General features: G+C 61.0%; 12 protein-coding genes. 8 read left to right on the forward strand and 4 right to left on the reverse strand.

Annotated features, from left to right (window positions below; genetic code table 11):
• The first annotated feature begins 59 nt into the window (after positions 1–59).
• On the forward strand, positions 60–1,568 hold the full coding sequence (gene dacB, locus H3028_RS18760; RefSeq protein WP_181298738.1) for a D-alanyl-D-alanine carboxypeptidase/D-alanyl-D-alanine-endopeptidase: 1,509 nt from the start codon (positions 60–62) through the stop codon (positions 1,566–1,568).
• A 129-nt stretch (positions 1,569–1,697) separates the two neighbouring features.
• Here dacB and rlmKL read toward each other — a convergent pair whose 3' ends face one another.
• Positions 1,698–3,878 (reverse strand): bifunctional 23S rRNA (guanine(2069)-N(7))-methyltransferase RlmK/23S rRNA (guanine(2445)-N(2))-methyltransferase RlmL, encoded by a 2,181-nt coding sequence (rlmKL, locus tag H3028_RS18765; RefSeq protein WP_181298739.1) that lies wholly within the window; start codon positions 3,876–3,878, stop codon positions 1,698–1,700.
• 350 nt (positions 3,879–4,228) lie between these two features.
• Here rlmKL and rmf point away from each other — a divergent pair, with 350 nt between their 5' ends.
• Positions 4,229–4,444, forward strand: coding sequence for a ribosome modulation factor (gene rmf / locus H3028_RS18770; protein WP_021207445.1), 216 nt, complete (start codon positions 4,229–4,231; stop codon positions 4,442–4,444).
• Between the two features lie 90 nt (positions 4,445–4,534).
• On the opposite strand, the gene H3028_RS18775 is transcribed toward rmf, so the two are convergent.
• Both H3028_RS18775 and H3028_RS18780 read right to left on the reverse strand, forming a co-directional pair.
• Complete coding sequence (locus H3028_RS18775; protein ID WP_181298740.1) at positions 4,535–5,575, reverse strand: quinone-dependent dihydroorotate dehydrogenase; 1,041 nt, start codon at positions 5,573–5,575, stop codon at positions 4,535–4,537.
• Between the two features lie 106 nt (positions 5,576–5,681).
• Complete coding sequence (locus H3028_RS18780) at positions 5,682–5,903, reverse strand: DUF2835 domain-containing protein (protein ID WP_181298741.1); 222 nt, start codon at positions 5,901–5,903, stop codon at positions 5,682–5,684.
• 167 nt (positions 5,904–6,070) lie between these two features.
• On the opposite strand from H3028_RS18780, the gene H3028_RS18785 reads away from it, so the two are divergent.
• On the forward strand, positions 6,071–6,994 hold the full coding sequence (locus H3028_RS18785) for a DUF6685 family protein (protein ID WP_181298742.1): 924 nt from the start codon (positions 6,071–6,073) through the stop codon (positions 6,992–6,994).
• A 144-nt stretch (positions 6,995–7,138) separates the two neighbouring features.
• Here H3028_RS18785 and H3028_RS18790 read toward each other — a convergent pair whose 3' ends face one another.
• Entirely contained in the window at positions 7,139–11,995 is a 4,857-nt protein-coding gene (locus H3028_RS18790) for an NAD-glutamate dehydrogenase (RefSeq protein ID WP_181298743.1), read from the reverse strand.
• 324 nt (positions 11,996–12,319) lie between these two features.
• On the opposite strand from H3028_RS18790, the gene H3028_RS18795 reads away from it, so the two are divergent.
• Genes H3028_RS18795 through H3028_RS18815 form a run of 5 tightly spaced genes read left to right on the forward strand, consistent with a single transcriptional unit; the run spans position 12,320 to position 17,459 of the window.
• Positions 12,320–13,279 (forward strand): MoxR family ATPase, encoded by a 960-nt coding sequence (locus H3028_RS18795; protein WP_181298744.1) that lies wholly within the window; start codon positions 12,320–12,322, stop codon positions 13,277–13,279.
• Positions 13,279–14,247 (forward strand): DUF58 domain-containing protein, encoded by a 969-nt coding sequence (locus H3028_RS18800; protein WP_181298745.1) that lies wholly within the window; start codon positions 13,279–13,281, stop codon positions 14,245–14,247. Before H3028_RS18795 ends, H3028_RS18800 begins: the two co-directional genes overlap by 1 nt.
• Complete coding sequence (locus tag H3028_RS18805; protein ID WP_181298746.1) at positions 14,244–14,732, forward strand: DUF4381 domain-containing protein; 489 nt, start codon at positions 14,244–14,246, stop codon at positions 14,730–14,732. Before H3028_RS18800 ends, H3028_RS18805 begins: the two co-directional genes overlap by 4 nt.
• The gene (locus tag H3028_RS18810; RefSeq protein ID WP_181298747.1) at positions 14,725–15,741 is read left to right on the forward strand and encodes a VWA domain-containing protein; all 1,017 of its coding nucleotides are present in this window, start codon (positions 14,725–14,727) and stop codon (positions 15,739–15,741) included. The genes H3028_RS18805 and H3028_RS18810 overlap by 8 nt, the downstream gene beginning before the upstream one ends.
• A complete protein-coding gene (locus tag H3028_RS18815) occupies positions 15,738–17,459 on the forward strand; it encodes a VWA domain-containing protein (protein WP_181298748.1) in 1,722 nt (573 codons plus the stop codon). Before H3028_RS18810 ends, H3028_RS18815 begins: the two co-directional genes overlap by 4 nt.
• The last annotated feature ends 4 nt before the right edge of the window (positions 17,460–17,463 follow it).

Consider the following 17,463-nt stretch of genomic DNA (forward strand, 5'->3'; position numbering starts at 1 on the left):
CTTCTCGGACGTGGGCATAATGGCCCGCCATTCTTCCCTGAACGCTGTAGGGAACTTTCATGTCATTGATTTTCAGTCTGTCTGCCGCAACCGATCAGGGCAGAGTCATCCGCACATTCATTGGCCGTGTCGCCATCGCCACGCTGACATTGCCGCTGGCATTTTCGACCTTTGCTGAAACGGTCAATCAGACCCTACCACCCCGCGTTGCACAGGCGCTTAAGGCGAACAAGATTGAGAGCAGCGCATTGTCCGTCGTCATGTTGCCACTTAACAGCAGCGCGTCGCCGACCTTCGTGAACGCCGACGTGTCGGTGAATCCTGCCTCGACCATGAAGCTGGTCACCACCTATGCGGCGCTGGAGTTGCTTGGCCCTAATCATCAATGGAAAACGGAATTCCATGCTGACGGACCCATCGAGAATGGCACGCTGAATGGCAACCTCTACCTTAAAGGGGGCGGTGATCCCAAGCTCAACATGGAAAAGCTCTGGCTGTTGCTGCGCGATCTGCGCGCCAATGGCGTTCAGACCGTAACCGGTGACCTGATTCTCGACCGCAGCCACTTCGTGCAACCGTCGCTGCCAATATTCGATGATGACGGCAATGATAAAAACAAGCCCTTCCTGGTCGGCCCCGATTCTCTGCTGGTCAACCTCAAGGCGCTTCGCTTCATCGCCCGCAACGATAACGGCAAGGTGAACGTAGTGGTCGAGCCGCCAATCGCCACGGTTCGCGTCGACAATCGCATCCAGGCCTTGCCAAAAGCCAAATGCCCGGGCTGGCCTGACATACGCTACAACCCGATCGAGGACGCAGAAGGCGTTACCGTTGTGGTGAGCGGCAAGCTGGCGGCCGGATGCAGCGGCCAAACCTACCTATCCCTTCTCGACCATCAGCGCTATGCCGCTGGCGCCGTCCGCGCAATCTGGAAAGAGCTGGGCGGTAGTATTCTCGGCAACGATCGAGTCGCCCCGGTGCCCAAGGAAGCGCGAATGATCGCTCGCGCCTATTCGCCGGACCTGGTCGAGATCATTCGCGACATCAACAAGTACAGCAACAACACCATGGCGCGGCAGCTCTTCCTCAGCCTGGGAGCAGAGTTTCGCAACGAAGCGGATGCCGACGACTCCATGGCCGCGCAGCGAGTGATTCGCCAATGGCTGGCGAAAAAAGGATTGATATCACCGCATCTAGTTATCGAGAACGGTTCGGGCCTGTCGCGCGCCGAACGCGTCAGCGCGCGGGAATTGGCCAGCTTGCTGCAGGCGGCCTGGCAGAGCCCCTACGCGGCGGAGTTCATTTCATCGATGCCGCTCGCAGCGGTGGACGGCACCATGCGCAAGCGTCTACGCAACACCGGTGTTGCCGGTAAGGCGCATATCAAGACCGGGACCCTGAACACAGTGCGGGCAATTGCCGGTTATAGCCGTGATAACGATGGCAACACCTGGGCAGTCGTTGCAATTCTCAACCATCCGCGTCCGTGGGGCGCCTCCTCGGTGTTGGATCAGGTGCTGGTAAGCCTCTACAACCGCCCAGGGAACGAAAGCACGGCACAACGCTAGCTTTTAAAGGTGCCGATGACTGGGAGGCGTCGGCACCGGTTAGCCAGCCGCTCCTCTACCGGGAGCGCGCCGCCCCGCTGCTTATCGCCACAGCACGACGTATCAACCGCGCCCTCCACCGGACCGCCATCAGCGCGCTTGCAGTTTCCAGGCGCGATGAATCTTGCTGTTGCGCCGGAAGTCCTCGTCCAGTGTGGCACCGGTGATTTCCTCGACGGCGTAGCGTTCGGCGATGCCAAGGTCCAGCACGAACTTGCGGAAGTTGTTGGAAAAATACAGCGTACCGCCCGCGGCCAATCGCGCCATTGCCAGGTCGAGCAAGGCAATATGATCACGCTGGACGTCGAAAACGCCCTCCATGCGCTTCGAGTTTGAGAACGTCGGCGGGTCGATGAAAATCAGGTCGTATTCGCCCCGGTCCTCTTCCAGCCAGGTCATCACATCGGCCTGTTCCAGACGTTGCCGATCGGACAGGCCATTCAGCGCCAGATTTCGCCGAGCCCAGTCCAGGTAGGTTTTCGATAGGTCAACGCTGGTTGTGCTGCGAGCGCCGCCCTTGGCCGCATGCACCGTGGCGGTCGCGGTGTAGCAATACAGGTTCAGAAAGCGCTTGCCGGCCGCTTCCCGCGCGATGCGCAGGCGCATCGCGCGATGGTCGAGAAACAGCCCGGTGTCGAGATAATCGGTGAGGTTTACCAGAAGCTTGACGTCACCCTCCCTGACCTCAAGAAACTCGCCCTGACTGGCCTGGCGCTCATACTGGCGCGTTCCGCTCTGGCGCTCGCGCCGCTTGACTACCACGCGCTCGCGCGCGATGCCCAACGCCTGGGGAATCGCACCCAAGGCATCGTACAGGCGCGCCTGGGCCTTTTCCGGATCGATCGAGCGTGGCGGAGCGTACTCCTGAACATGCACCCAGTCGCCATACAGGTCGATGGCCAAGGCATATTCAGGCATGTCGGCGTCGTATAGCCGATAGCACTGGATATCTTCCTTGCGAGCCCATTTGCCGAGCAGCTTCAGATTCTTCCGCAGCCGGTTGGCAAACATTTGTCCGCCTTCACTGAGGCGCGCCAGCTCTACGGCGGGCTTCTCTTCGGACTGGCGCTCAGCGGGCGCCGTGCGTTGGCCTGTGACGAACTGATCCAGTTCGACCTTGATAAGCAGCAGCTTGCACGGCAGCGCGCCGTTCCAGAAGGCGTATTGCTTGTGGCTGCGGATGCCCATGCGCTTGCCGAGGTCGGGTGCGGAGGTTAGAACCGCCGCCTCCCAACCGAGGCAGGCCTGCCGCAGGCGCTCACCCAGGTTCTGGTACAGATAGACCAGGCTCGCCTCATCGCCCAGACGCTCGCCGTAAGGTGGGTTGCAAATCACCAGTCCCTTCTGGTTCTGGTCGGGCCGCGGCTCGAAGGTCGCAACGTCGCCCTGATACACACGGATCCAGCTCGCCAAGCCGGCACGTTCGATATTGTTCTTGGCCGGCTGGATCAATCGCGGGTCCGCCTCGTAACCCCGTATCCATAGGGGCTGCCGGGCCAGCCCCGCCTCGGCACGCGCCTGCGCTTCAGCATGTAGTCGATTCCACAATGCCGGAACGTGCCCGAGCCAGGCGCTGAAGCCCCAGCGCTCACGGCGCAAATTGGGTGCGATGTCGGCCGCGATCATGGCGCCTTCGACGAGGAAGGTGCCCACGCCGCACATAGGGTCCGTCAGCGCGCCACCCGCAGCAGCGATGCGAGGCCAGCCAGCACGAATCAGCACGGCCGCTGCGAGGTTCTCCTTCAACGGCGCCGCGCCCTGTTGAAGACGGTAGCCGCGTTGGTGCAGGCTGTGACCCGAGAGATCCAGGGACAGGACCGCCTGCCCGCGGTCCAGACGCAGGTGAACACGAAGGTCCGGATTAAGCTTGTCGACACTGGGCCGCTCGCCTGTGGCCGTGCGGAGGCGATCGACGATCGCATCCTTGACCTTGAGCGCGCCGAAGTGAGTATTGTCGATACCCGATCCGTGACCGCTGAATTCGACTGCCAGACTGCCAGTCGCCTCGAGGTGTTCCGACCAATCGACCTGCTGAACCCCCTCATATAGCGTTTCGGCATTTACCGTAGCGAAACGATTGATCACCAGAAGCACCCGATTGGCCAGACGCGACCACAGGCACAGCCGATAGGCGACCTCCATGCCGGCGAACCCGCGGATCGCGGCGGTTTGCTCACGGGCCTCCTCGAGGCCGAGCCCGACGGCTTCTTCAAGCAACAGGCCTTCGAGCCCCTTGGGGCAGGTGAGGATAAGTTCGTGGCGATCAGTCATGGCATGTCCAGAATTGTTCGATCCGTTTGGGCGTGCCATTTCGGATCTCGTTTCGATATTTGCGCGGCTCGACTGTTCTCGTCGAGAAGCAGACGCAACAGAGCGGGTGATAGACACCGCGAGAGCGCGTCTCGCGTGCCTTATGGGCAGCACTACGGTTTGATTACTTGCTTATGACAAAACGATCATTCCCGCCTCGGAGCCATTGGGTTAGAACTCGACTCAGTCCGGCATCGCAACGATGCTGGTAGAACCCCGCCACGCCGGCAGCGGGCTTCGCTGGCAGTCTATCTGCCGATCTCGCCATGAGGTCAACAGGAACACCAGTCAACCACTGAGGGCAATACCCAATGAGAAGACTCAAGCGTGATCCGATGGAACGAGCATTTCTACGCGGTTATCAGCATGGCATACACGGTAAATCTCGCGATCTATGTCCCTTTTCTCATCCGGAGGTGCGCCAAGCCTGGATTAACGGCTGGCGGGAGGGTCGCGGCGACAACTGGGATGGTCTGACTGGCGCGGCCGGTCTTCATCGACTGAACGAACTTCACGCGGTCGGCTGATACGATCACACCGACTTCAACTGGCACGCCCCACCCGGGCGGCGGGCTTGAAGCCCGGGGCTCCCTCAGGGAGCCCCACCGGGAAACAGATCAGCGATTCATATCCTTCCGAGACTGCAACGCAGCGATGGCATCCACCGCCTCACGGATCAATGCCGGCCCCTTATAAATGAAACCGGTATACAGCTGCACCAGACTCGCCCCTGCCTCGATCTTTTCCGCCGCATTTCGCCCTTCCGTGATGCCGCCAACGGCGATGATGGGCAGGCGACCGGACAGCGTTTCAGCCAGTATCCTGACGGTATGAGTACTCTTCTCGCGCACCGGAGCACCTGAAAGCCCTCCAGTTTCGTCGGCATGAGCAAGCCCCGCAACGCCTTCTCGCCCCAGCGTCGTGTTGGTCGCGATGATGGCGTCCATCCCGGCCTGGAAGACCGCCTCAGCAACTAACACGATTTCCTCATCAGTCATGTCCGGCGCGATCTTGATTGCCAACGGCACACGCTTGCCATGCAGCACTTCTAGATCTTCACGGCGCTGACCGAGCGCGCCGAGCAACTGCTTGAGCGAGTCGCCGAATTGCAGACTGCGCAGCCCTGGGGTATTCGGCGAGCTGACGTTTACGGTGACATAGCTCGCTTGGTGATAGACCTTGTCCAGGCACAATAGATAGTCATCTTGAGCACGCTCGACCGGCGTGTCGAAGTTCTTACCAATATTGATGCCCAGAATGCCTTTGAAACGAGCCGCATCGACCCGCTCCAGCAGCGCATCCACGCCATGGTTGTTGAATCCCATGCGGTTGATGATGGCTTGGGCTTCGGGAAGGCGGAAGATGCGCGGTTTCGGATTACCTGGCTGTGGCCTGGGGGTCACTGTGCCTACTTCAACAAAGCCGAAACCCAACTGAGACATGCCGCAGATCGCCTCGCCGTTCTTATCCAGTCCGGCTGCCAAGCCCACCGGGTTGGCGAAATCCAGCCCCATCACCCGCACCGGCAAATTGGCTGGGGCCTTATTCAACATGGCGTTAAGTCCCAGACGGCCGCCCGCGCCGATTAGATCGAGCGACAGCTCATGGGAAGTCTCGGGCGTGAACTTGAACAGCAACTGGCGGGCCAGGTTATACATACGCAGCCTAAATCCTGGAAAGTGTGGCGCGGGAGTATAGCAGGCAGGCGGTATGCTCAGAGGGTAGAGCCAAACCTTGTTGTCGTATCACTACGGATCGAAACCCCTAATCGAGCCGGCGCAATCGAATTAGCTTGCCCTCTTGAGAAAACTCCAATTCGAATGAACCAAACACGCCGGCCATTGTCAGAAAGGGTCGCAGATGATGTGCCGGCAAGCTGACGCTCGTCCCTTCCCGGCTCTTGATCAGGATACGATTGGCGCGCCCTTGATAAACCGCCAGCAGTTTTTCGGCGGGCAGCACGATATCCAGCACGAGGCTTGGCATGGAGGCTCCTCAATGATCAGCACAGCGATTTTGCCATACCGACACTCTTCCAATGGCACACCGAAGGTGTCAAAAACTGTCATCTATGAACAAAAGCTCGGCAAACTCGGTGCACAGCACCGTCGGCTCTGCCACACTTCGACCCTTGCCCTACGCGTTCATCCACAATGATGAGCTTGCCCGAGCCGATGCCGCCCGTGACTTCCCGAATCGCCAGATTTGCCCAACGCCTTGGATTGAGCGGCAGATCGCCGCGCCAGATTCTTGAGCGCGCCAGTCAGATCCGCTTGCCCTTCGCTCCGCTCTCCGAGTCGACGCCAAGCATCTTCTGGCACGACGGGCCCTGCCTGCAGCGATTCGTCGACCTGCCCAGAAGCGCGCTTTCCGGTCCGATTCAGGAAGACAAAGCCAGAGCTCGCGCCGCCCTGACCCGGCTTGTGCGCCAGGAGCAAAGCAACCACTCAGCGCTCGATCTACGGCAGATCGACGGCCTCGGAGGCCAGAGCGCCGATGGAACGACCTATCCGACATTCGAAGCCTTTGCCGCCACCCAGGCCTGCCGTCAGTTACGCGTAATCAGCTACAACGATTTCGTGCGGACCATCACTGCAGCCCTGCCCGATTTCCAGAGCCAGGCACTCATCGAGCTTCGCCAGGCCAGCTGGCTCGGCGAACGCATTTACTGGTCGGGCGAGCACCATGCAGAAGCCTTCGCCTGCGCCATCGCTTATGCCCGACTGCGTGGGCTTGAAGTAAACCTGCCCTGCGAGCTGATCGACTATCGACTCGACGCAGGTGGATTGCATGCTCTCGATAATGAATACCACGCCGTAACCATGCCGGCACAGGCCTGGGATGATCGTGAATTCATGAGTTTACTGCTCGATGCGAAGATTCCTTACGCGCGCTTGACGCTATTGCGCAACGCCAACAACTCCGAACTGCTCCTGCTGGACAAGCGACAGCCCGCTGCCAACGCCCTTGGCGAAGGTCTCAAGTTCGCCGGTGCACCGGACATGGTTCGCTACCTGCACGACCTGCCACAGATCACCCGATTCCGCCTCGGTAACCGGATGGCCTGCGCGGATTGATTCGGATCTGCCAGCTCGCATACCAACGGCCAACGGTGCGCATGCCTAGCAGCATAACCGACAGCTGAATGAAAAACGCCGGTGCAAAAGCACCGGCGTTTTTCAATCCGCAGCCGCCAGAGTTACCCGGCGGCCGATCCCGCACTAACGCCGTGCGCTGTCCAGCGCCAGATCCTGGAGCTCGCGCCCGGCGACGGCGTACATCGCATAATCGACGCTGCTGGCACTGCGCAACTCGACCAGCATCCGACGCCACCGCTCGACCTGATATTCCCGTTGTTCCAGCCAAAGCTGAACCCGAGCATCCAGATCTTCAGGTGCGTCGCTCATCTGCAGCACCGACACGGTGATAGCACGCTGCTGGCCGTCGAGGTCGTCACGGAAGCTCTCCCGCGCCAGCGCCTGCCAGTTATTCTCGACCGGAAGCCCGGTGATCAGTTGCAGATACCAAGGCAGCTCCAGCGCCCCGCCAACGGCGAAATAAGCCGCGGCCACTTCAGCCGGTGGCTGACCGGTTTCATCTGCCGCTTCGAGAATCGGCAACAGCGTGTACAGGTGATTGGTGCCCGCCACCATTCGCGCCAGCAGCTCGGGAACGCCTGCCTCGGTGTAACGTTCGTAACGGGCCTGCCAGAGCTCCCGCGTACCACCTTGCAGCAGCGCATCGAGTTTCAAACCAAGTGCCGCAACACGCGGCCCGAAATGCCCGACATCACGCGCCGCGTCCAGTTCGTTACGTCGGTTACGCAGGAACCAGCGAGTCGCGCGGCGGCCCAGCCTCATAAGCTCTTCCATGAGATTGAGCTGCAATTGCGCCGGCACTTTGTAATCCAGCGCCTCGATCTGGCGGAACCAATGCGGCAGGTGGAACACATCGCGAACGATCACATAGGCGCCGGCAACGTTCGCAGCGCTCACGCCTGTGGCCTCTCGGAGCCGCTGGACGAAGGTCAGGCCCATGTTGTTGATCAGGTCGTTGGCAATCTGCGTACTGACGATCTCGCGCTTGAGGCGATGTTGCAGCATCGCCTCGCGATACTGCTCGGCCAACAGCTGTGGGAACGCGCTTTCCATTTCCCGCGCGAGGTAGGCATCGTCCGGCACGCGGGATTGCAGCAGCGCTTCTTTCAGATCGATCTTGCTGTACGAGATCAAAACCGATAGCTCTGCGCGCGTCAGGCCCTTGCCCAGGTTCGCGCGCTCGGCCAAGGCTTCGTCGCTGGGCAGGAACTCGAGGGCGCGATCCAGCAGCCCATCGGACTCGAGCGCGTTAATCAGGCGCTTGTACTCCCCTCCGCCCTCGCGAGCTCGGTGCTCCGCCTGCGACAGCGCCTGGGTCTGCTTGTAGTTGTCATGCAGCACCAGCTCGGCTACCGCGTCGGTCATCTCAAACAGCAACTGATTGCGCTGCTTGCCCGTCATGTCGCCGGCACCCACGATCTCGTTGAGCAGGATCTTGATGTTCACTTCATGATCGGAGCAGTTGACCCCGCCGGCGTTATCGATGAAATCGGTATTCGCCGCACCGCCATGCAGACAGTATTCGACCCGGCCCAGCTGGGTGATCCCAAGATTACCGCCCTCGCCGATTACCTTCGCCCGTACTTCGTTGCCATTGACGCGCAGCACGTCGTTGGCCTTATCTCCCGCATCCGCATGGCTCTCCAGGCTGCTCTTGACGTAGGTGCCGATGCCGCCGTTCCAGAGCAAATCCACCGGAGCCTTGAGCAACGCATGGATCAGCTCGGCTGGGGTGAGCTGGTCCGCTTCGATATCGAACCGAGCCTTCATCTGCGGGGTGATCTCGATGCGTTTGGCCGAGCGAGAGAAGACTCCACCACCGGCGGAGATCAGAGAAGCATCGTAGTCGGCCCAGGATGAGCGCGGCAGATCGAATAAACGTTTACGCTCGATGAAGCTGCGCGCTGCATCCGGGTCAGGGTCGATGAAAATGTGCAAGTGGTTAAACGCGGCCACCAGCTGAAGGGTTTCGGACATCAGCAAGCCATTACCGAAGACATCACCGGCCATGTCACCGATGCCGATCACGCTGACATGGTCGCGCTGAACGTCTATGCCGCGTTCGCGGAAGTGGCGCTGCACCGAGACCCAGGCGCCCTTGGCGGTAATGCCCATCTTCTTATGGTCGTAACCCGCAGAGCCACCGGAGGCAAACGCATCACCCAACCAAAAGTCGTACTCGGCGGCGATGCCGTTGGCGATGTCGGAGAAGGTCGCGGTGCCCTTGTCGGCGGCCACCACAAGGTAAGGATCGTCTTCGTCGTAGCGCAGCACATTGACCGGCGGAACGACCTTGCCATCCTTCAGGTTATCGGTGATATCCAGCAACCCGCTGATGAATATCCGGTAGCACGCGATGCCCTCGGCCAGTACCTCATCACGCGAACCGCTGGTCGGCAGCCGACGCGGTACGAAGCCGCCCTTGGCACCGCCGGGTACGATGATGGCGTTTTTCACTTGCTGAGCCTTCACCAGGCCCAGCACTTCGGTGCGGTAATCCTCTTCACGATCAGACCAGCGCAGCCCGCCGCGCGCCACCTTGCCGCCACGCAAATGCACGCCTTCGACCCGAGGTGAGTAGACGAAAATCTCAAACTTAGGGGCCGGGCGCGGCATTTCCGGGATCGACCGCGGATCGAGCTTGAAGCTGAAATAACTCTTCGGTTTGCCGCTGGCGTCGGCCTGGTAGAAGTTGGTCCGCAGCGTCGCCTTGATCAGCGCGAGATAGCGCCGCAGGATGCGGTCCTCGTTGAGCACTGCGACATCATCCAGAGCCGCAATGATCGCCTGCTCGAGCCGCGCCTGCTTGTCCGCCAAATCTTCTTCGCCGAGCTTGCGCGCCAGATAGAAGCGCGTTTTAAACAGGCGCACCAGCTCGCGGGCAATATCGGTGTGGTTGAGCAGTGCGCTGGCGATGTAGCCCAGGTCGAAGCCCACACGAATCTGCTTGAGATAGCGACCGTACGCCCTCAATAACGCTACTTCGCGCCAGGTCAGTCCTGCGGTCAATACCAATCGGTTGAAGGCGTCGTTTTCCGCCTGACCGTTATGGATGTGAATAAACGCATCCTGCAACGGCTCGTTGATTTCCATCAGATCGATTTCGAGACCTTCGGCATAGGTGAAGGCGAAATCATGAATCCAGTATTCGCGCCCGTCCTTGTGCCGCAGGTGGAACGGAAACTCCCCGAGCACGCGCAAGCCGAGGTTCTCCAGGATAGGCAGCATGTCCGATAAGGGCAGCGGCGTATTCAAGTGATACAGCTTGCAGTGCAGGCGATTTTCAGCCGCCGTGATCGGCTGATAAAAACTCATCACCAACGGCCGATCTTCGCTCAGGCTGAGCACATGTTGCATGTCCACCGCGGCCGAATGCGGGGCGAAACGTTCGCGGTAGCCGGCCGGGAACCCCTTGGGGAAGTCGGCGAGGATGCCGGTGCCCTGGGCTTCACCAAAGCGTTCGATTACTACGCTGGAATAGTCATCCTGCCAAGTTCGACAAGCCTGCACGACTTCCCGCTCCAGCTGCACCGGATCGAATTGCACCTGCTTGTTCGGATCCAGACGCAACAGGAACTGCACGCGAATCAGTACGGATTCGGAGAAGTAAGTGGAAAACTCGCAGTCGCTGGCTTCCAGCCGATCGACCAAGACCTGCTGAATCCGCAACCGCGTCTCGGTCGAATAGCTGTCGCGCGGGACGTAGGCCAAGCAATAGCAGAAGCGGCCATAAGGATCGATGCGCAGAAACAGCCGCAGCTTGTTGCGCTCCTGGATTTGCACAATGGCGATCGCGGTATCGAAAAGCTGATCGATCGTCATCTGGAACAACTCGTCGCGCGGCAGCACTTCGAGCACCTGAATCAGTTCCTTGGCCAGGTGCGCCGAGTCTTCGAAATGGGAGCGTTCCACAACCTCCGCAACCTTGCTGCGGATGTACGGGATTCGACGCACGCTCTGGGTATAGACGGAGGATGTGAACAGACCGAGAAAGCGACATTCCTTGACCACATGCCCCTGTTCGTCGAATTCGCGGATGGAGACGAAATCGGGATAGGCCGGCCGATGAACCCTACTGGGTGTCGCCGCCTTGGCGAACGACAGCAGCAGAGGCTGACGCAGGTAGGCCAGTGCCGGCGGCATGATCAGCTGGTCACTTTCTTCGAGCCCGGTACGCAACGTGCGCGATAACCCCAGCAGTGATGACTCGTCATAGACGATGCGGCCACCCTCACCTTGATCCACCACCGTGAATTCCTCATAGCCGAGGAACGTGAAGTGATCGTCGGCGAGCCAACGCATGAAATCCATGATTTCAGCCAGTTGCCCCTCACTGGCTTGGGCGTGCTGCTGTGAAGCGCTCAGCCGAGCATGATGCTCCTCGGCCTTGGCTTTCATCGATGGGAAATCATTCACGGTGATTCGCACATCGGCGAGCACGCCATGCAGCGACAGCTCCAGCTCGCGCAAGGCAGCGGCACTGGCGCAGCGGTCTATCTCGACGAAAATCAACGACTCGGCGCTGCTATCCTCCGCGGCGATTCCTTTAGGCAGGAGCTCGAGCAGGCTGCCATCGGCGTCCCGGCGAACTTGCAATACACTGTTCTGCAACGTGTGGATCGCGTAGCCGCGACGGGTCAGCTCCATCCGGACCGAATCGACCAGGAACGGCATATCCGGATGCAACACCTCGACCACGCTATGGGTCGATTGCCACCCGTGCTTCTCATAGTCAGGATTGAATACGTGAACTTCCGGACTGCCCGGATCGAAACGCTCCAGCAGGCGCCAACTGGCCAGTGTCGAGCCGACCAGATCGGTCATGCGTCGCTGGGTAAGCTCGGGTAGCGCGACAATTCCGAAGAATTGCTCGGCGAAAAGTCCCACTTGTGGCAGGAGTTTCTCGTCGACATGCTGCGCCAGGGCCACTTGCAGTTGTTGCTGAAAGTCGGCTTTGCTGGCAGCTGTAAAGAACGCCATTTGTTCGCTCCATTCTGGCTTGGGATTCGACTAGGGCAGTCGGGGGACCTGACCGGCCCCGCAACGTTTAAGTTCAACGTTAGTTCAGCAGGCAGGGATTGCATCAACGCGGCCCTACCCTTGTCTGGCGACGCCAGTTACTGAGCCGTCACATTTAAATTCTTGCAACGTGACGGCGACGCATCCACCCCGCTCTGATGCGTCATCAGCATCCCTTCGGCGTGATGAAGTTGCCGAACCGCGCATAGCCTGTCGCTCGGCAAATGAATTAAAGTCGTGACTGTCGAGCGCCCGCCCAGACACGCCCCTCAGAAGAGCTCAGCGATGGACCACCGTGAAGCAATAGTCGCGTTGCGACAGTTTCTTTCAACCCAGATTCTTGGCCAGGAACGGCTGATCGAGCGACTGCTGATTGCGTTGCTGGCCGACGGTCATTTGCTCGTTGAAGGCGCCCCGGGCCTGGCTAAGACCCGAGCGATCAAGGAGCTGGCCGGTGGCATCGAGGCCGAATTCCACCGCATCCAGTTCACGCCAGACCTGCTGCCGGCCGATATTACTGGCACGGAGATCTACCGCCCGGAAACCGGCAGCTTCGTCTTTCAGCAGGGCCCAATCTTTCATAACCTGGTGTTAGCCGACGAGATCAACCGCGCCCCAGCGAAAGTCCAATCGGCGCTGCTCGAAGCCATGGCTGAGCGCCAGGTCAGCGTCGGTCGCAGCACTTATGACCTGTCGCCGCTGTTTCTGGTGATGGCCACCCAGAACCCCATCGAGCAAGAAGGCACCTACCCCTTGCCCGAAGCACAGCTCGATCGCTTTCTGTTGCACGTAAAGCTGGGGTTCCCCGATGCCTCCGTGGAGCGGCGCATTCTTCAGCAGGCCCGTGGCGAGGCCATCCACGGCGAGACCCCGCCGGATCATCGCGTCTCACAGCAAGCCATCTTCGCTGCGCGCAAGGAAATCCTCGGTCTGTACATGGCCGATGCAGTAGAGGAATACTTGGTGCAGCTGGTCATGGCGACCCGCACACCGGCCAAGTTTGATGCCGAGCTGGCCGGCTGGATCGCCTACGGCGCCAGTCCTCGTGGTTCGATCTCGCTGGACCGCTGTGCCCGCGCCCACGCCTGGTTGGCGGGGCGAGATTTCGTGAGCCCGGAGGACATTCAGGCCATGCTGTTCGACGTGCTGCGTCATCGCCTGATTCTTTCGTTCGAAGCGGAAGCCGCTGGCATTGATCAAGACCGAGTGCTGCAACGCATCCTCGACGTGGTGGCGGTGGCCTGATGCAACCCTCCCCATCGGCCAGCGGCCATGAGCCCTCCTCGCCGGGCGCAGGGATTCACGTGAGCCTGGCCGAACTGATCGACATCCGTCATCGGGTCAGAGAGGTGCCCTTGTTCTCCAGTCCGCACCGTCGCAGCCCGTTGGTTGGCCTGCATCACTCCAAGCTTCGCGGGCGCGGAGTGGATTTCGATCAGGTACGGATTTACCAGGCCGGCGATGACGTCCGCACCATCGACTGGCGGGTGACGGCGCGTACCCAGGAACCCCACACCAAGCTGTTCCACGAGGAGCGCGAACGTCCCATCTATATTCTCGTAGAGCAAAGCCCGCGGCTGTTCTTCGGCAGTGGACTGGCCTTCAAATCCGTGCTTGCCGCTCAGGCTGCCAGCTTGGTCGGCTGGGCCTCGCTGAGCCACAACGACCGCGTCGGCGGCCTGGTCTTCGGACACGGTGAACATCACGAGATCAAACCCCGCCGCAGCAAGCAAAGCTTGCTGCAGTTGCTTGACCGCCTGACCCGCGCCAATGCCGGGCTGAACGCCGATCAGAACAACGATCCGGATGCCTTCGGCCTGGCCTTGAGACGCGCCCGCGAAGTGCTGCGCCCCGGCAGCCTGGCAGTAATCATCTGTGACGAGCGCGCGCTGAGCGATGCAGCCGAACAGCAGCTAACCCTGCTTGCCCGCCACGTCGACCTGTTACTGGTCCCGGTTTTCGACCCCCTCGATCACGCCTTGCCTGCTGCCGGTCTGCTGCGCTTTGCCCAGTTCGGCGCGCGACTGGAGCTGGACAGCCACGATGCAGCCATCCGCAAGGCCTACCGCCTCCAGGGAGAAGCCCGCACGGTTCGGTGGCGGCGGTTGGCCGATCGCCTGCGATTGCCGCTGATGCCACTGGATACCCAACGGGATCTGATCGACCAGCTGCGTGAACACCTCAGCGTGCAGCATCCCGGAGCGCACCGATGAGCTCCCTCGATCAGCTCGAGCCCCTCATCGCCCCCGCCCCCATAAGCGGATGGCCGCCAGCGCCCGGCTGGTGGTTCCTGGCCGCGCTGATTCTCAGCATTTTTCTACTGCTGCGTTTGCGTCCCTGGCAGCGACAGCGAGCCAGAATCGAAACCGAAGTGGCGATCGACCCTCAGCGACAGACCGCACTGGACGAAGTCGCCCGGCTAAACAGACCCTACGGGGGGCAACCGGCCAACCAGTGGCTGCAACAACTCAATGCGGTGCTCAAGCGCCTCTGTCGCACCCGCTATCCAGACGATCATCCGCACACGCTCAGCGGCCGCGCCTGGCTGGCGTTTCTCGACAACCGCTGTCCGGCAGCCGGCTTGACACGCTGGATGGTGCTTGTCGAAGGGGTCTACCGCGCCGAATGCCGACTGGATGACAAGGCCATTCAGGGTCTGGAGCACGCAGTGCAGACCTGGATTCGCAAGCATGTTTGAGCTGGCCTGGCCGTGGATCTTTCTGCTGCTACCGCTGCCCTGGGTGTTGCGCTGGCTGTTGCCGGCTGCAGACAGCGGTGACGCGGCCCTGAAGGTCAGCTTTCTCGGTGAACTGGAATCGCTAGCCGGGCGCCGCGCCGCTGTCGCCCTCCCCGCGTGGCGCCAGCAGCTTCCGTATCTGGTGGTCTGGCTTCTATTGCTGTTCGCCGCCGCCCGGCCACAATGGCTCGGCGAGCCCCTGCCGCTGCCCACCAGTGGTCGCGATCTGCTGTTGGCGGTGGATGTATCCGGATCTATGGATTATCCGGACATGCAATGGCAGGGCGACGAAGTCAGTCGCTTGGAGCTGGTCAAGCATCTGCTTGGCGACTTCATCCTAGAGCGCCGCGGCGACCGCGTCGGGTTGATCCTATTTGGCAGCAAGGCCTACCTGCAGGCACCGCTGACGTTCGATCGGCAGACCGTGCGCACCTGGCTCGACGAGGCCGTCATCGGCATCGCCGGCGGCAACACGGCCATCGGCGACGCCATCGGCCTGGCGGTGAAGCGTCTGCGTGAGCGACCTGCAGAAAGCCGGGTGCTGGTGCTGATCACTGACGGCGCCAACAATGGCGGTGAAATAGAACCCCTGCTAGCCGCCCGCCTGGCTGCAAGAGAAGGCATAAAGATACATACCATCGGCATTGGCGCCGATGCGGAAGCCGGCGGCGTGCTCCAGCGTTTTGGCTTCAACACCGGCGCAGAGTTGGACGAGCCGACCCTGAGGGCGATCGCCGAGCAAACCGGTGGCGAATATTTCAGGGCACGCTCGAGCAACGAACTAGAAGCCATCGGTGCCACGCTCGACCAGCTCGAACCGGTTGCGCAGCAACCGACGCAGGCTCGCGTTGCCGATGCGCTCTATGTCTGGCCTCTATCGGCCGCGTTGCTGATTAGCCTGATGCTGGTCGCAAACAATCTCTGGCACGCCGCGCTGCCCCGCCTCTTCAGGCGCCGGAAACAGCCATGATCGAACTTCTGCCTCACCTGCTCCGGCCGTTCTGGCTGTTGATCGTGCCGCTGCCGATCTGGCTGTTGTGGCGGCTCTGGCATCGGCAACGGCAGATCGGCCGCTGGCAGCGCCTGTTACCCGAGGCTTTCCATGCTGCATTGCTGACCCGCGGCAAACTGCGCAACAGCAGACGACCCTGGCTGGTGCTTGGCTCAGCCTGGATGCTCGCCTGCCTGGCGCTGCTGGGACCGAGTTGGCAGCACGTCGAACAACCGAGCCTGTCACGTGCCGACCCGCTGGTGGTACTGCTGGATACAACGTCCACTATGCTGGCGACCGATGTGCGTCCCAATCGCTTAGAGCAGGCCAAACATAAGGTTCTCGATCTGCTGCAAGCCCGTCAGGACGCCCAAACGGCAGTCGTGGCGTTCGCCGGTAGCGCTCATACCCTGGTGCCGCTATCAAACGATATCGCCACGACGCAGAACCTTTTGGACGTGCTTCAGCCTGACCTGATGCCCGAACCCGGACACCGCGCGGACCTGGCGGTGGCGCACGGCATCGAGCTCCTTGAACGAGGCGCAAACGGGCGCGGCCGGTTACTCCTGATCGGCAGCAGCCTGAGCGAACAGGAGCGCACCGCGATTGGCACGCTTTTCGACGACAGCCCTATGCAATTGCTGATACTCGGTATAGGCACCGAGCAAGGCGCTCCAATCGCCCAGGAGGATGGCCGCTTTCTGAAAGACGATAAGGGCGCCATCCTGATCCCGAGATTGGATGACGGCGTCTTGCGTCGTTTTGCCGCCGAGGTCGGGGGGCGCTATCAGCAGGCGCGACTCGATGACGCGGATTTCGATGCCCTGGGGCTGCTGGCACGCAACGGCGAACAGGTATCCAAGGACGACATTACCCGACTCAACGCCTGGCTGGATCAGGGGCACTGGCTGTTGTTACCGCTGCTGTTGCTCGCCGCGTGCGCCGGGCGACGTGGCTGGCTATTCTGCCTGCCGCTCATTGTCTTCATGCCGCAGCCGGCCAGCGCGCTGAGCATGCAGGATCTATGGTTACGTCCGGACCAACAGGGCATGCGCCTGCTGGAATCCCAGCGCCCGGCCGAAGCGGCGGCACGTTTCGACAATCCGCAGTGGCAAGGCTACGCCCGTTACCAAGCCGGTGATTATGCTGGCGCCGCTGAGCAGTTCGCCAAAGGTGATACCGCGGCGGACCACTACAATCGCGGCAACGCGCTGGCCCGCAACCAAGAATTGGAAGCGGCCATCGAAGCCTATGATCAGGCCTTGGAGCTTGACCCGGAGCTGGAGTCGGCCCGTCGCAACAAGGCCACCGTCGAGGAGATCCTGCGCCAGCAAAAAGCGCAGCAGGAGCAGAGCGCGGACGACCAGTCCTCTCAGGATGCGCCACCCGATGCCGGGCAAACCGAGCAGAGGCCGTCGACAGGAGACTCGGCGGCCACCCAACCACAAGCAACCGAGCCCCCCACGCAAGATGAGCCCGGCCAGAGCAATGAAGGCACGAGCAAGGCAACGGCCGAAACGCCGACCGATTCGGGTGAGCAGAACGAGACCGGCGAGACCCTTGCCCAGGCGGGCGAAGCGGCGCTCGATCCCGAGCAAGAACAGGCGATGAATCAGTGGCTACGCAAGATTCCCGACAATCCCGGTGAATTGCTGCGCCGCAAGTTTCTCTATGAACAACGCAAGCGCCAGGAATGAATCG

This window comes from Pseudomonas sp. Q2-TVG4-2 (assembly GCF_013620795.1).
GTDB lineage: Bacteria > Pseudomonadota > Gammaproteobacteria > Pseudomonadales > Pseudomonadaceae > Stutzerimonas.

What these genes read in the sequence shown, in the direction of transcription:
- H3028_RS18780 (WP_181298741.1), bottom strand. Translation starts at nt 5,903, where the DNA reads ATGCCAAGCCTCGTGCTGGATATCGTGCTGCCCGCCGAAAAACTGCTG.
- H3028_RS18775 (WP_181298740.1), bottom strand. Translation starts at nt 5,575, where the DNA reads ATGTATAACCTGGCCCGCCAGTTGCTGTTCAAGTTCACGCCCGAGACT.
- H3028_RS18800 (WP_181298745.1), top strand. Translation starts at nt 13,279, where the DNA reads ATGCAACCCTCCCCATCGGCCAGCGGCCATGAGCCCTCCTCGCCGGGC.
- H3028_RS18815 (WP_181298748.1), top strand. Translation starts at nt 15,738, where the DNA reads ATGATCGAACTTCTGCCTCACCTGCTCCGGCCGTTCTGGCTGTTGATC.
- dacB (WP_181298738.1), top strand. Translation starts at nt 60, where the DNA reads ATGTCATTGATTTTCAGTCTGTCTGCCGCAACCGATCAGGGCAGAGTC.
- H3028_RS18790 (WP_181298743.1), bottom strand. Translation starts at nt 11,995, where the DNA reads ATGGCGTTCTTTACAGCTGCCAGCAAAGCCGACTTTCAGCAACAACTG.
- rmf (WP_021207445.1), top strand. Translation starts at nt 4,229, where the DNA reads ATGAGAAGACTCAAGCGTGATCCGATGGAACGAGCATTTCTACGCGGT.
- H3028_RS18805 (WP_181298746.1), top strand. Translation starts at nt 14,244, where the DNA reads ATGAGCTCCCTCGATCAGCTCGAGCCCCTCATCGCCCCCGCCCCCATA.
- H3028_RS18810 (WP_181298747.1), top strand. Translation starts at nt 14,725, where the DNA reads ATGTTTGAGCTGGCCTGGCCGTGGATCTTTCTGCTGCTACCGCTGCCC.
- H3028_RS18795 (WP_181298744.1), top strand. Translation starts at nt 12,320, where the DNA reads ATGGACCACCGTGAAGCAATAGTCGCGTTGCGACAGTTTCTTTCAACC.
- rlmKL (WP_181298739.1), bottom strand. Translation starts at nt 3,878, where the DNA reads ATGACTGATCGCCACGAACTTATCCTCACCTGCCCCAAGGGGCTCGAA.
- H3028_RS18785 (WP_181298742.1), top strand. Translation starts at nt 6,071, where the DNA reads ATGATGAGCTTGCCCGAGCCGATGCCGCCCGTGACTTCCCGAATCGCC.